This window comes from Okeania sp. (assembly GCF_983059655.1).
The window spans coordinates 1-15,608 of the sequence record NZ_CEZPJD010000095.1; the positions used below are offsets into that span (position 1 = coordinate 1).

Consider the following 15,608-nt stretch of genomic DNA (forward strand, 5'->3'; position numbering starts at 1 on the left):
CTACTCCCTACTCCCTACTCCCTACTCCCTGCCGAGCGCAAAAAGACTAGTGAAGTGCAAACCCTAATTAATATAAAATCCGGTTATATAGTATATGTTTATAACTATACTTCAATATTTACAGCACTTTTTAGGATAGTGAAGTATAGTTTATTAATTCTCTTTTGTCTATTGTCTAAAGTCCTAAAATTTTGTACCTCACTAACTCCGAAACTGTTGTAATCTCCCCTACTCCCTACTCCCTACTCCCTACTCCCTACTCCCTACTCCCTACTCTCAAACAGAAAACAAAAGTGGACTTGGTTTGTCAAGATAAAATCCTTGACCATAATCTATTCCTAAGCTACTGACTTTATTGAGAATTGACTCTGTTTCTATATATTCAGCTACTACTTTTAAATTCATTGCCCTGGCAATATGATGAATACCTTCTACTATTCCTTGAGTGACACTATCTTTTTCCATTTTCTTAATAAACATCCCGTCAATCTTGAGATAATCTACTGGCAAGTTTGTGAGATAAGAAAGAGAAGACATTCCTTTGCCAAAATCATCCAAAGCAAAACTACAACCAATTTGTTTGAGAGACTGAATAAATTTTGCTGCTTTATCTAAATTCGTAATAGCAATGGTCTCAGTAATCTCAAAACAAATTTTTTGGGGGGGCACTTGGGAACAGGCAAATTGATATTCGATAAATTCTAGAAAGTGGCTATCGTTAATGCTAGCACCAGAAAGATTAACAGTAAAAATACAATCTTGCTCCGCACGATCAATTTTCTGCAAAGACAAGAAATATAGTAGATTTTGTACCACCCAACGGTCAATTCTTGGCATTAAATGATAGCGCTCCGCTACTGGTAAGAAAGTAGTGGGTGAAATAATTTTACCTGAAGGATATCTAAATCTGAGCAAAACTTCATAAAGTTTTGTTTGTAAGCCTTCATGCAATGGGACAATTGCTTGTGAAAACAGACAAAAACCGTTTTCTCTTAAAGCATCTCGTAGTTGTGTAACTAAATTAATTTCTTGCTTTTGTTTCTCTAGAGTTTCCATACATACATAATAGATATCTATGCGGTTTCTACCAGAAGTTTTGGCATTGTAGAGAGCTGTATCTGCTGCTTTTAGCAATCTCTCCGGATTAGATGTTTTTGAGCATTTGCTATCTGCAACTCCTAAGCTACTTGTTACCCACTGACTTGTTGCTGAAGCTTGATGAGGAATTTTTAAAGCTTCAATTTTTATTCTGATATTTTCTGCTACTTTAAGTGCTCCTTCGATGGGGGTATTTGGCAACACAACTACAAACTCTTCTCCACCATATCGAGCTACAAAATCTCCTGGCCGTTTCACCACAGCTTGAATAGCTTGAGCTACTTGTTGCAAACATTTATCTCCCTGTTGATGACCATAAGTATCGTTATAAGGCTTAAAGTAGTCTATATCTAACATAATAATTGATATGACAGCTTCCTCCCGTGCCAACCTTCTCCATTCTTGTTGAAATTTTTGCTCAAAATGACGACGGTTAAATACTCCTGTTAAATCATCAACATAAGCAATTGCTTTTAATTCTTGATTGAGTTTTTCTAAGCGTTGATAAAGTTGAGCTTGTTGAATAGCGATCGCTGTCTGAGCTGCCAAGCGTCTTAATAAGTCGGTTTCTGATATTTTCCACTGTCTATTTTCTCGGCAATGATGAGCTATTAATAACCCCCATACATTAATTTCTGAGTTGTCAATCTGATTTTTGTTTTCAGTTTCGCTTGAAATTAAGATCGGTAGCACTATATTTGCTTTCACCTGAAGATCTCTGAGCATATCGATATGACATTGTTGCATCCCCGATTGATTAATGTCATTAATAATACTAAAATAACCTTGTTTGTAACGTTCTAAAATATTGCTTTTGGGAAAACATGGATCGACAATTTTCATGCCTAAAAGTGAAAGACAATTTGGTGCTAAAGATTCTTTTTCTACAACACCATTACCATTTGCTAATAAACGGTAAATTATTACGCGGTCACACTGCAAAAAATCTCTCACTGACTCTACTGTTGTTTCTAATATCTCCTCTAAATTTAAAGACTGATTTATTCTGTCTATCACTAAACTTAATAAATGTTCTTGCTTTCTAATTTTTTTGAGTTCTAATTCGGCTTTTTGGCGCTCTGTAATATCTAGAATTGTACCAAATATGCTGATCGATTCTAAGTTACTATTTGCGATTAAACTCGTCTTTGTATAAAGATATTTTAGTGTTCCGTCCGGGCAAATTATTTCATATTCACACTCACACTTTTGAGTTTTCTCTAAGATTAAAGTCATATTTTCTGACCATAATTTTCTACTTTCGGGAGCAAACATTTGGAGGAATTCTGTATAAGTTGGTTGTTGTTTAGTCTCACTCAGACAAAAAATTCTAAATACCTCATTAGACAAAGTTATTTTCTGTGTTTTGAGGTCTAATTGCCAGTTACCCAAATGGGGAATTTTTTGAGCTTCTTGTAGTTTGGCTTGAATTTCTTTTAGTGCAATTAAATTTTTATTTCTTTCAATGACATAGCGAATTACTCGCTCTAATGTATGTTCTCGAATTTCTAATTTGTTTAAATAATCTGCTGCTCCTATTTTCATCGCCAGTAGATCTAATTCTCGATCGCCTTGACCTGTGATGAATATAATTGGTGTCTGACAATTAAGTTCTATTGCTGCTTTAAGTAATTCTATTCCGTCTTTTTTTCCTAAACGATAGTCAAGCAAACAAACGTCATATTCTCCTATTTGTATAGCAGCTAATCCCTCTTCATAAGTATTTTTCCAATCAAGGGATATTTTTGGCGACTCTACTTCTGAAAAGATGTCATTAATGACGATAAAATCATCTTCATCATCTTCTATTAGGAGAATATTAATAGTCTGCTTTTCCATGATATAAATATTTATTTCCTAAATTTTATTTACTTTCATTGCAGCTAATCCCTTTTAATAGGCATTTTTCCAATCAAGGGATATTTTTGGCAACTCTACTTCTGAAAAAATGTCATTTATTAAAGATAAAACCATCTTAATTATCTTCTATTAAGAGTCAGATTAATAGTGTATTTTTCATAAAAATCTGCTTGTATTTATATACTACTAATTATAGTTATGCTCAGGTGAACAATTTTACTTACAACCAACAAAAAGCAATTTCTAATATATATAATTTTTCCAGGAAATACTAAGTCTAAAAATTGCACCAGCAGATTCAATCTTCTCTAGTAGGAAGTTCAACAATTTCAAACCAATATCTACTCAAACATTGAATTACTGTTATTAATCCTTCAAATGTTACTGGCTTGACAATAAATGAACTAATTCCTAATTGATAAGAAGTATAGATATCTTCTTCTTCTTTAGAAGTAGTTAAAACTACAATAGGAATCAAACGTAAATTAGGGTCAGCTTTAATTTCTTTGAGAGCTTCTCTTCCATCTTTTTTGGGCATATTTAAGTCTAACAGAATTAGTCCTGGCTGAGGAGAAGTTGTCAGGTCTGTATAAGCACCTCGATGATATAAAAAATCTAATAATTCTTCCCCATCCTCAACAATGTATAGCTTATTAAGTAATTTACTTTCTTCAAAAGCTTCTATTGCTAGGAGGCGGTCATCTTCATCATCTTCAGCCATGAGAATTGGTGCTGGTGTTTTATTCAACTTAGATATGCTCCTTTTGCTTCTCTAAAGTTTGTTCAATGGGCAAAGTAATCACAAAAGTAGTTCCTTGATTGGGGATACTACGAGCAGTAATATTACCTTTATGTCTATCAACTATTTTACGACATATTGCTAGTCCCATGCCAGTACCTTGATATTTTTGCCTGCCATGCAGGCGTTGAAAAGGTGTAAATATTCGGTCTAAGTATTTTTCCTCAAAACCTATTCCATTGTCGGATACCATAATTTGAACTTGATTAGTTTCCGACTGTAAAATTGCTTCTACCTTGACAATTGGGCGATTTTTTGGTAACTGAAACTTAAGTGCATTGCAAATTAGGTTTTGCAACAGTTGTCTCATTTGTATCGGATCAGCTTGAATAGTAAATAATTCTCCTACTTCTACCTGAGCTTTTGTTTGTTCAATATTGTTTTCCAAGTCATCAATAACTTCTGCAACTATTTGAGAAAGGATTACAGGTATATAGGGTTGCGCTTTAGTCGTAATACGTGAGAAATTTAATAAATCCCTAATTAGAGTTTGCATCCTGTTGGCAGCACTCTGCATTCTTCGTAGATAGTCTAGCCCTTTTTCATCTAAAACTTCCACATATTTAACTTTGAGGCGATCGCCAAAAGTCTGAATTTTCCGCAATGGTTCCTGCAAGTCGTGAGAAGCCACATAAGCAAAATCCTCTAGCTCTTGATTACTAATTTTTAGCTGAGTAATGAGCCTTTGCTGTTGAGCTTCATCTTGCTTGCGGGGAGTAATATTTTGAATTTGATAAATGAAATATAAAGGTTCACCTAATGAATCTTTTGCTAGAGAAACACTCAAAATTGTCCAGATAACATTATCTTTCCGATTAATATATCGCTTCTCTATGTTGTAGAAGTCTATTTTGCCCTCTAAGAGTTTCTGCACAAAAATAAGATCGGTAGCTATATCTTCAGGATGAGTAATTTCTTGGAAAGTTAACTGTATCAATTCAAGTTCACTGTAACCAAGCATTACACACAAAGCATAGTTAACCCGGATAAAACTTCCATCTATTGATACCAGGGCAATACCAATAGGTGCACTATCAAAAGCTAGACGGAAACGTTCTTCTCTTTCTTGCAATGTTTTTTCCATCTGTTTGCGTTCGGTGATATCTCTAGCAGTAATAGCAATACCATCTGCTAGAGGAACTACCATGTGTTGCAACCAGGAGATCTTGGGAGTAAAGATATTTGTGGAAAACTCTTCTTTAAGAACTTTACCCGTTTCCAGAACCTGAACGTATTTTTCCAAGAAATTTCCGGTACTGTCGATCGGAATTAGTTTGGACAGTCTTTGTCCTAATACTTCTGATTTAGACATAGAAATGAGTTGTTCGGCGCGAGAGTTTAGCTCTACAAAAATAAAATCGACAATATGTCCAGTTTCATCCCGTAGACTGTTAAATATAAATAAACTATCTAAACTTGCTTCCGCAGCAGCATAAAATTTAACTTCGCTTTCTCGTAATTGAGTTTCTATAACCTGGCGTTCTACTATCTGTTTGTGTAGTTCCTGATTTGCTTTTTCTAGTTCTGCTGGACTAGGCAATGCTAAGGCTTGAGGTATGAGAATACGGAGTTCAAAAGCTGTAAACAATGAAATTATGGCAGTTATAGCTTTCAAAGCTCCTGAAAACCAGTAAGTGGGATGCCATAAAGTCCAGACATCTAGAGCATGAGTTGTCCCACAAGAAACTATAAAGGCACTAAATAACCAGAATATAGAAGGAAAAGGTAAATCTTGTCTTTGCTGGACAAAATAAACCAACATTAGAGGGATAGAGAAGTAAGCAATAGCAATCAGAATATCTGAAATTAAATGCAAGCTAACTAAACTAGGATTCCATAGATAACAGTGTCCATGAGGAATATATTTAAGCATAAGTCAAAAGTTAAAAGTCAAAAGTGAGATTTTATAGACTCGAAACTTTAATGTCACAGTAATTTCAGGAAATTATTTCACATTCACAGAAGTCAAAAGTTAAAAATCAAAAGTCAGATTTTATAGATAAGAAGGAAAAAGCTTGTGTTGTCTCAGTTTTAAGCTTTTCATCTGTCCGCGCCCTTTGCTTTGATTACTATAAAGTGTGCCTGACTATCCTAAAAAGTTCTGTATGTTTACAGTTTAGCGACTTTAACTTTTGTCTAATAAATACTGACAACTGATTTATGGGTTCTTGATTTTAAGCTGACCCGCATCTTGGGTTACAGCACGAAAAATATAGATAAAGAGAATAGGATGAAAATTTACCTCCTCCCCATCTCCTCATCTCCCTATCTTCCCACGCTCCCCCTATGATTTTTCCATAGATCCAAAATGGTTTCCATACAGTTACTAGTCCTTGTCCTTATATATCTATATATCTATTTTATATATCTATACCTCTTTTGCATTTTAAATGCGTTTATTGCATTAAATAAATACATAAACTTCATGAAAGTATATATTTTGTAACAAAGAATACGAACATTTAATTTAAAGTCATTTACATTAGTCAACAACAAATTAATAAAAATTTGAATTAAATAGTGACAACAGATACAGAATTATTAAGCATAAAGACTCAAGTCTCCCCTTTTAAGGAGATAAAAAAAGATAATTCCGTATTTTTGTAGCCTCCTAATAATAAGGAGGTACTGATAACTGATAACTGATAACTGATAACTGAAATGACTGGCACAGTAGAACGCCAAGAAAAACTAAATAAATTTGAGAAATTTAAAGCAGAAAAAGATGGTCTGGCAGTGAAAACAGAACTAGAAACATTTGCCAATATAGGTTGGGAAGCAATAGATAAAACTGACCGCGACCACAGACTAAAATGGTTAGGCGTATTCTTCCGACCAGTAACTCCAGGGAAATTTATGTTGCGGATGCGGATGCCAAATGGTGTCATCACCAGTCAACAAATGGGAGTATTGGCAGAGATAGTCCAACGGTATGGGGAAGACGGCAGTGCCGACATCACCACCAGACAAAACTTGCAACTGCGAGGAATTAGAATAGAAGATATCCCAGACATCTTCCGCCGATTTGAACAAGTAGGTTTAACCAGTGTTCAATCAGGTATGGATAATGTACGTAATATCACGGGTTCCCCAGTAGCTGGAATAGACGCAGACGAACTGTACGATACTCGTGAGTTAGTGCAGCAAGTCCAAGACATGATTACAGGCAACAGCAAAGGCAACCCAGAATTTACCAATTTACCACGGAAATTCAATATAGCGATCGCCGGATGCCGTGATAACTCTATCCATGCCGAAATTAACGATATTGCTTTTGTTCCCGCCTACAAAAACGATAAATTTGGCTTTAACGTTCTAGTCGGTGGCTTTTTCTCCGCTAAACGTTGTGCAGCAGCTATCCCCCTTAATGCTTGGGTAGAACCAAATCAAGTTGTTGCCATTTGCCGGGCTATTCTAGAAGTCTTTCGCGATAATGGCTCCCGAGGAAACCGCCAAAAATCAAGGCTAATGTGGCTGATAGATGAGTGGGGTCTGGATGAATTCCGCTCAAAAGTTGAGCAACAAATGGGGCAAACTCTAGAAGCAGAAGCTCCCAAAGACGAAATTATCTGGGAAAAACGAGACCACATCGGGGTTTACAAACAAAAACAACCAGGTTTAAACTATATTGGGTTGCACATTCCGGTAGGTAGGTTGTATTCTGACAATATGTTTGAACTAGCACGCCTAGCTGAGGTTTATGGCAATGGAGAAATTAGGCTGACAGTAGAACAAAATGCTATTATTCCTAATGTTCCTGAGTCTAGAATTGAACCATTCCTTGGGGAATCACTCCTAGAAAAGTTTTCCATTAATCCTCAACCATTAACTCGGGCCTTAGTTTCATGCACCGGGGCACAGTTTTGTAACTTTGCTCTCGTTGAAACCAAAAATAGGGCCTTAGCAATAGCAAAGGAACTGGAAGCTGAACTGTCAATGCCAAAACCAGTACGCATTCACTGGACTGGTTGCCCCAACTCTTGCGGACAGCCACAGGTTGCAGATATAGGTTTGATGGGAACTAAAGCTCGCAAAGATGGCAAAATGGTTGAGGGTGTTGACCTGTATATGGGAGGCACAGTTGGTAAAGATGCTAAACTTGGCAGTTGCGTTCAAAAAGGCATTCCCTGTGAAGACCTCAAAACAGTTTTGCGGAACTTGCTAATTGAAAATTTTGGTGCTCAACCAAGGTAAGTTTTCGATCAAGGGTGTTTAAAAAATCTATCAGAAATCTTACAAATAAAGACCGGAGAAGCTTAAATAGCTTTTCTAAAACTTAGTCTTACAGACAAAATTTATTACATTCAAAACACAACAATAAGGAGAATCTCAACAATGTCTACTACAGTTAATACTTCTAACAATTCACCCGAAACTGCAAAATCTCTAGGTCTAAAAATTATATCTGTAGTTGGTTTAACCCTATTTGCTGGCTTTTATGTCAATGCTTGGCAGCGTTCTCTAGCAGAATATGCTCAACAGCAAGAACAAGAAGAAGAAACAGTTGTTGCTACATCCACTACTAATACTGCTCCTATTGTAGCCAACACATCCACTTCCTCAGAACCTACTGTTGCTCCATCAGCTTCTGTTGTTTCTTCCGCAGTTGATACTACTGAGTCAGTCTCAGCAGTCAATACAGTAGCTGCTACAGAAACTGCATCAACAGAAACTGAAGTAACTTTGACAGTTCCAGAAACTCAAGCAGCACCAAAAGTTATTACTGACTCAAGTACTCTTGAGAAATTAAACTCAATGTTGTACAACCAGATCGACCAAGCTTGGCAACAATATCCAACTTTTTCTGAAAATTTAGCTTATCGAGTCACAATGGACTCCGCAGGAATGGTTGCTAAGTATGAAAATATCAATAAAGCAGCTTCCGACTACGTGGGAGAAACTCCTCTAGCTAAGTTGACTAACTCTAGCACTGCTGATGCTAACAAACCAACAGCAGAATATTTAGTGCTACTAACTCCCAGTGGCACACTTCAAGTTAACCAGTGGGTAACCAAGTAGGTCTTTGGTTTGAGGTGATACATAGTAGGTGTTAGGTAGAATTTTATAAATAGAAATAGCACTGATGATTGTAACTTCTACCAACCTACTATGCTAATCGCAAAAAATTGAATCGTTCGTTTAAAAGTAGCACCTGACTCTGCTACTAATTTACTTGACAAATATTAATAATTAGTTCAAATTATTTTTAGTTACACTTGTCATCTAAATTAATTTTTGTTTGTTACCTTAGATAGCCTTAATAATTATTGTAATTCAACAGAATATGTTAACAGAACTTTGGTCTTTTCGGGGCCGTTACCGTATCCTCCATTTAACTTGGTTTGCTTTCTTTTTATCATTTGTTGTGTGGTTTAACTTAGCCCCATTAGCAACATCAATAAAAGCAGATTTTGGTTTAGAAACTTCTCAAATAAGAACTATTGCTATCTGTAACGTTGCACTAACAGTACCTGCCCGAATTATTATTGGGATGTTGTTAGATAAATACGGACCAAGAATCACCTATTCGCTGCTCCTAATGTATGCAGCTATTCCCTGTATAGGTTTTGCTCTAGCCCAAAACTTCAGCCAGTTAGTTATCAGCCGTTTAGCACTGAGTATTGTCGGTGCTGGTTTTGTGATTGGCATCCGCATGGTCGCTGAATGGTTTCCTCCTAAAGAAATAGGTTTGGCTGAAGGTATTTATGGCGGTTGGGGTAACTTTGGTTCTGCTGCTTCTGCTTTCACCCTTCCTACTGTAGCTGCTTTTTTAACTTTTGGTGCAGGTGATATATTGAACTGGCGGTTATCTATCGCTCTAACAGGTATTATAGCTGCACTATATGGCATGTTTTATTTCTTCAATGTTCAAGATACCCCTCCTGGTAAGGTGTATAAAAAGCCTAAGCGTGCCACAGGTTTAGAAGTTACAACCCAGAAAGATTTTATATTCCTAATTTTGATGAATCTTCCTTTAACAGGAGTTCTTTGTTTACTAGCTTGGCGCTTGAGTAAAGTTGGTTTCCTAAATCAAGGTCAACTTTATATTGTCTGGCTATTACTCTTCGGTTTGTACGCTTTCCAAACTTATAACTGTTGGGCAGCTAATAAAGAATTGGTAGCAGGAGAGAAGCGTTATCCTCCTGCTGACCGCTATGAGTTTTCTCAAGTAGCAATTTTAGAACTTACTTATTTTGTTAACTTCGGTTCTGAGTTAGCAGTGGTTTCTATGCTTCCTGCTTTCTTTGAAAATACTTTTGGCCTGGATAAAGCCGTGGCAGGGATGATAGCAGCTAGCTATGCTTTTATGAACTTAGCATCTCGTCCTGGTGGTGGTTTAATCTCAGACAAACTTGGTAGTCGGAAGTTAACAATGACAGTATTGACTGCTGGGATGGGAATAGGTTATCTCACATTTGGTCGTGTAACTGGAGGTTGGTTGCTACCTATTGCTGTGTTACTTACTATGATGTGTTCTTTCTTTGTGCAAGCTGCTGAAGGTTCTACTTTTGCTATAGTTCCTTTAATTAAGCGCCGAGTGACAGGTCAAATTGCTGGTAATGTTGGTGCTTATGGTAACGTAGGTGCGGTGGTTTATCTGACTACGTTTAGTTTATTGCCTGAAGGTGCTGTTGGTAATCGAATTTTCTTTGAAGTTCTCGGTGTAATGTCAATAATTGTGGCGTTCCTGTGTGGTTTCTTCTTGAAAGAGCCAGAGGGTTCATTTGCCGAACACCATAAGGATGAAGAGGAAGAAGAGGAAGTGAATCTACAATCTGTTCCTATGTTTGCTGAAGACTAATACTAATAGGACTTACGCACGCATACGAATTACATACCATTTGTAGGGGTTAACGGCCGTTGACCCCTACTATATCTAGCGAGGGAAGAGGCAGGAAGGCTTAATATCAAGTTGCACTGATTCACCACAATATAATCAAGATGAAAAAGATGGCATACTCCTCAAGAGTCATCTTGAGATGACTTAAACTATTAGCCAAAGATTGAAATCCTTGGCTTGGCGATCCTTACTTTAATTTAAGAGTTTATGAAAACGTATCCAATGTAACAGATAACTTTTCATAAAGTATTCAATAATAAACAAAAATTAAATTCTCTATCGTTAAACTTAAATATTAATATTAAGTATTATATTATATTAACTATAAATAGAAAAAATCAGGGAAAGTTTAGCAGTAAAATAACTTCTGCTGGAATACAAAATTAAATTATTGAGCATCTAAGTGTAATATTTAGCGTATTAAGTGTAAATGATATTCGCTTAAATTTTACTTATTCGTCTGCCAAGAAAATTATTTTTAAAGTAAACTATGGAACCTACAAAAACTCTTTGTCCTTATTGTGGAGTTGGCTGTGGCTTGGATGTATTACCGCCAGCAATTCCTGGAAAAGCAACAAATCGAGATAGGAAAGGTAATCCAATTTGGCAAGTACGCGGCGATCGCTCTCATCCCTCTAGTCAAGGCAAAGTTTGTGTAAAAGGTGCCACTGTTGCAGAAGCATTGGATAAAAGTCGCCTCAAATATCCAATGATGCGCGATACCCTAGATGAGCCTTTCCGTCGCGTTACTTGGGATCAAGCTTTTAATCGGATTGTTAACCGGATTCAAACTGTACGCTTCACTCAAGGACCGGATGCAATTTGTATGTACGGCTCTGGTCAGTTTCAAACAGAAGATTATTATATAGCTCAGAAATTACTTAAAGGATGTCTGGGAACTAACAACTTTGATGCTAACTCTCGCCTCTGTATGTCCTCAGCAGTATCGGGGTATATTCAAAGTTTCGGTTCCGACGGTCCCCCCTGTTGCTACGACGATTTAGAACAAACAGACTGTGCATTTTTAATCGGTACTAATACAGCCGAATGTCACCCCATTATATTTAATCGTCTGCGGGTTCACCACAAGAAAAATAAAAAAGTGAAAATGATTGTGGTAGACCCCCGTCGGACTAAAACAGCAGAATTCGCAGATTTACATTTGGCTATTCGACCAGGTACTGATATCGATCTACTCAACGGTATTGCCCATCTACTCATGCGTTGGGGAGCAATCGACGCTACATTCATTGATGAATGTACGACTGGTTTTCCTGAATACACTGATGTGATTCGTCATTCCCCACCCGATCTAGTTGCACGCCACTGCAATATTCGTTTGGATGAGTTGGAAACGGCAGCTCGTTATTGGAGTGAGTCAAAGCAAGTTTTATCTTTGTGGTCAATGGGGATGAATCAGTCATCTGAGGGGACGGCAAAAGTCCGGACTCTGATTAATTTGCATTTGATGACAGGTAATATTGGTAAACCGGGTGCAGGACCGTTTTCACTGACTGGTCAACCTAATGCTATGGGTGGTAGGGAAGCAGGAGGACTGGCTCATATTTTGCCTGGTTATCGGGTGGTGAAAAATCCCCAACATCGGGCTGATTTGGAAAAGTTATGGGGATTGACTCCTGGGCAAATTTCTGCTGTTCCTGGTCGCACTGCTTGGGAGATGATTACGGCTTTGGAACGTGAGGAATTAGGTTGTTTGTGGATTGCAGCGACTAATCCAGCAGTGAGTATGCCAGATTTAGAGCGGACTAAGGCAGCTTTATTACGATCGCCTTTTACTGTTTATCAGGATGCTTATTATCCTACTGAAACAGCCGAATATGCTCATCTGTTGTTACCTGCTGCTCAGTGGGGAGAAAAAACAGGAACGATGACAAACTCGGAGCGAATGGTAACTTTGTGTCCGGCATTCCGCGAACCTCTTGGAGAAGCAAAAGCAGATTGGGAAATTTTTGCAGAGGTAGGTCGCCGTTTAGGATTTACAAATCAGTTTGATTTTGCTGATTCGGAAGCAGTGAGAGCTGAATTTCTTGAGTTGACACGCGATCGCCCTTGTGACCAGACTGATATTACCTACGAGCGACTACGAGAAAAGGGTCCTATCCAGTGGCCTTGCCCTGATAGTAGTGGAGTATCTCAGGAGCGTCTGTATACTAATTTCCGATTTAACACTCCTGATGGTAGGGCAAAGTTTGCTGCATTTTACTCCCAAGGTTTAGCAGAGCCACCAAATTTTGATTATCCTTTTGTGTTGACAACAGGGCGCTTATATGGTCATTGGCATACTCAAACACGCACAGGACGCATTGATAAAATTAAAAAAATGCACCCGATGCCTTTTATAGAAATTCATCCAAAGGATGCTCAGAAGTTAGAGATTGAAGAAAATGATTGGGTAGAAGTGCAATCACGACGAGGTGCAGCTAGATTTCCAGCAAAAGTTACTAAAGCTATTACTCCAGGGACTGTATTTGTGCCGATGCACTGGGGGGCACTATGGGCAAATCAAGCAGAGGCAAATGCTTTGACTCATCCTCAAGTTTGTCCTGAGTCTGGGCAACCAGAGTTAAAAGCTTGTGCCGTGCAGTTGAGGCCAATTAAATTTGACACTCCTGATACAGAAGACTTGGTGGGATCGGAATATTGTGTAGAAAGATCGTCAGCGATATCTATGAAGAGGTGACATGGCAGAATTTAGAATTTAGAATTCAGGAGGAAAAAGCATTTAGGTGTAGGTTGGGTTTAAGAATGTTAGCGTAGCTTATCCGGAGGATAAACCCAACACCACTTTTTTATTGGTTGGTTGGGACCGGGCAAGATGCCCATTCCACAAAACTATTAAAATCCCAAGCGCATTTATGCAACGCTTAATTCTATAACTACTTCAATATTCAATCTCCCCCACTCCCCCACTCCCCTACTCCCTGACCTATCCGTGTATCCGTGCCATAATCTGTGTGAGCCACTCCCCTACTCAAGAAAACGAATAGGAAGAGCGATCGCAAACTCTGTACCTTTTCCTTGTTCGGAAATTACTTCTATGCTACCTCTATGCTTTTCAATAATTTGATAACAAATAGAGAGACCTAAACCGGTTCCTTTTCCTACTGACTTCGTTGTAAAAAATGGGTCAAAAATCTTATCTTTGACTTCTAGTGGTATTCCAAGACCATTATCCTTGATTTTCACCATGACTTTATCTTCAGCTACCTTTTCTGTTTGAATCACAATCTGTTTTGGTTGAATATCTGACTCTAGCATCGCATCAATACCATTAGCAATGATATTCATAAACACTTGATTTAATTGAGCTGGATAACATTCTACTAAAGGTAAATCTCCATAGTTTTTGATAACTTCAATTCCCTTTTTGAGGCGATGACTGAGAATTAATAGAGTGCTATCAATCCCTATGTGAAGATCTGCTGGCCTCACGTTTTTTTGATCTAGACGAGAAAAATTCCGTAGCGAGAGTACAATATTTTTAATCCGGTCAGTGCTCATCTGTATAGAAGAAATTATCTGGGGCAAATCATCGATTATATAATTAAGATCGATCTCGTTGATTAAATCTTCTATTTCTGGGTGTAAGTCAGGATATAGTTTTTGATAAAGATTTAGTAAATCGAAAAGCTCTTGTATATAATCCTGAAGTGGCTTGATGTTACCAGAAATAAAATTGATTGGGTTATTAATCTCATGGGCAACTCCCGCCACCATTTGCCCAAGACTAGACATTTTTTCTGTTTGAATCAATTGCATCTGAGTTTCTTTGAGTTCTTGCAAAGCTTGTGTTAGTTCAGTACTACGTTTCTCTAGTTTTTGATGAGTTAACTTTAATTCTCGAGTATACTCTCCTACCCATCGTATAAGCTGATTTAGGGATATAGCTAATAACCCAACTTCATCATTAGTGGTGACTTGAGCTTGCAGGTAAAAATCAGATTCTACTGTTATCCTTTGGGCAGTCTCAGTTAATGTTTTGAGTGGACGGGCGATCGCTTGGCTGGTATAGTATGCTAAACAAGCAGCGATCGCTACCGATAGAGCCATACTACCAATGATAATTTGGATTCGTAATATTTCCGAACGCACAAATCTCTGGTTAGCTTGATTTTGTCGTTTTTCTACAAGAGCTATTAGCTGATTTAAGCTTTCCGAGAGCCTTTCAAACTGAACGCGAATCTCAATAGTTTTGTTTTCTGTGTTGATAGCTAATACCTTTTGCTGAGTAAATAGGATATTTTCTGGTTGCAAATTAACTGGATCTATTCCCTGCCAAATTCCCTCCATTAGTTGAGCATAAGAATTCCATGTCTGATTATAACTGTGTAATACTTTCTGCAAACTTTCCGGGTTTACTACTAAATTATTTGAGTTATTTTCAATTACATTCTCGAGAGTATTAATTACTTCTTTTAATTGATCGCTCCTAACCATAAATTTACTTATTTCATACCTAAACCATACTGGGTTAGCGACTACAGCAGCTAACTGTTGAGGGTGGAATTGTACTTGCCAGATCGCACTTTCTAATTCTTTTAACAAAGTATACTTTTTCTGGACTAATTCTAGCTCCTTTTGGGCTTGTTGGTGGTAGTAATCTCCCACAATTAACCCTACTGTTGTACCTAGCACTGCAATACTGATTACCAGGGAATAGCCATAGCAAATTTTTTTGGCAATACTTAAGCTTCTACTCCACTTATCAATCGCAGAGAAAAGTTTCCCTGTTTTCATACTCTGTACCTCATCAGTAAACTGTATTAACGAGAAGGCAGAAGTACGAAGACAGAGGGCAGAAAGCAATCTGCCTAGTACTTCTGGCGACCGGATGCTTCATATCATGTCCGGTAGTATCGGAGCGTGTATAGAGTTAGGTTGAAATTGGAAGAAACCCTTCTGCCTTCTGTCCTCTGCCTTCCTTCCACCAAAGTCTAATTAGGGCTTGCTGAAAAAGTCTTTTTTAAGGAGTAGGGGAGCGGGGGAGTA

Annotated in this window: 8 protein-coding genes; 4 read left to right on the forward strand and 4 right to left on the reverse strand. The window is 37.7% G+C overall.

Going from position 1 to position 15,608, the window contains the following annotated elements; genetic code table 11:
• Positions 1-276 precede the first annotated feature (276 nt).
• From AC3DU7_RS08200 to AC3DU7_RS08210, 3 genes are all read right to left on the reverse strand, one after another.
• Positions 277-2,937 carry an EAL domain-containing protein gene (locus tag AC3DU7_RS08200; RefSeq protein WP_488038861.1) on the reverse strand — a complete coding sequence of 887 codons (2,661 nt, stop codon included), beginning with the start codon at positions 2,935-2,937 and terminating at the stop codon, positions 277-279.
• Positions 2,938-3,256: 319 nt separating this feature from the next.
• Positions 3,257-3,706, reverse strand: a complete 450-nt coding sequence (locus AC3DU7_RS08205) for a response regulator (RefSeq protein WP_488038862.1) — start codon at positions 3,704-3,706, stop codon at positions 3,257-3,259.
• 1 nt (position 3,707) lies between these two features.
• Positions 3,708-5,630, reverse strand: coding sequence for a sensor histidine kinase (locus tag AC3DU7_RS08210; RefSeq protein ID WP_488038863.1), 1,923 nt, complete (start codon positions 5,628-5,630; stop codon positions 3,708-3,710).
• A 788-nt stretch (positions 5,631-6,418) separates the two neighbouring features.
• Here AC3DU7_RS08210 and AC3DU7_RS08215 point away from each other — a divergent pair.
• The 4 genes from AC3DU7_RS08215 (at position 6,419) to AC3DU7_RS08230 (ending at position 13,299) form a co-directional block, all read left to right on the forward strand.
• Positions 6,419-7,951: a ferredoxin--nitrite reductase gene (locus AC3DU7_RS08215; protein WP_488038864.1), complete on the forward strand. Its 1,533-nt coding sequence runs from the start codon at positions 6,419-6,421 to the stop codon at positions 7,949-7,951.
• 141 nt (positions 7,952-8,092) lie between these two features.
• Positions 8,093-8,776, forward strand: a complete 684-nt coding sequence (locus AC3DU7_RS08220; RefSeq protein ID WP_488038865.1) for a hypothetical protein — start codon at positions 8,093-8,095, stop codon at positions 8,774-8,776.
• 265 nt (positions 8,777-9,041) lie between these two features.
• Positions 9,042-10,559 carry an MFS transporter gene (locus AC3DU7_RS08225; RefSeq protein WP_488038866.1) on the forward strand — a complete coding sequence of 506 codons (1,518 nt, stop codon included), beginning with the start codon at positions 9,042-9,044 and terminating at the stop codon, positions 10,557-10,559.
• Positions 10,560-11,088: 529 nt separating this feature from the next.
• Complete coding sequence (locus AC3DU7_RS08230) at positions 11,089-13,299, forward strand: molybdopterin oxidoreductase family protein (RefSeq protein ID WP_488038867.1); 2,211 nt, start codon at positions 11,089-11,091, stop codon at positions 13,297-13,299.
• Positions 13,300-13,586: 287 nt separating this feature from the next.
• On the opposite strand, the gene AC3DU7_RS08235 is transcribed toward AC3DU7_RS08230, so the two are convergent.
• A complete protein-coding gene (locus AC3DU7_RS08235; RefSeq protein WP_488038868.1) occupies positions 13,587-15,356 on the reverse strand; it encodes a sensor histidine kinase in 1,770 nt (589 codons plus the stop codon).
• Between the last annotated feature and the right edge of the window lie 252 nt (positions 15,357-15,608).

Coding starts and splice junctions, on each gene's coding strand:
- AC3DU7_RS08230 (WP_488038867.1), top strand. CDS start 11,089: ATGGAACCTACAAAAACTCTTTGTCCTTATTGTGGAGTTGGCTGTGGC.
- AC3DU7_RS08225 (WP_488038866.1), top strand. CDS start 9,042: ATGTTAACAGAACTTTGGTCTTTTCGGGGCCGTTACCGTATCCTCCAT.
- AC3DU7_RS08220 (WP_488038865.1), top strand. CDS start 8,093: ATGTCTACTACAGTTAATACTTCTAACAATTCACCCGAAACTGCAAAA.
- AC3DU7_RS08215 (WP_488038864.1), top strand. CDS start 6,419: ATGACTGGCACAGTAGAACGCCAAGAAAAACTAAATAAATTTGAGAAA.
- AC3DU7_RS08235 (WP_488038868.1), bottom strand. CDS start 15,356: ATGAAAACAGGGAAACTTTTCTCTGCGATTGATAAGTGGAGTAGAAGC.
- AC3DU7_RS08210 (WP_488038863.1), bottom strand. CDS start 5,630: ATGCTTAAATATATTCCTCATGGACACTGTTATCTATGGAATCCTAGT.
- AC3DU7_RS08200 (WP_488038861.1), bottom strand. CDS start 2,937: ATGGAAAAGCAGACTATTAATATTCTCCTAATAGAAGATGATGAAGAT.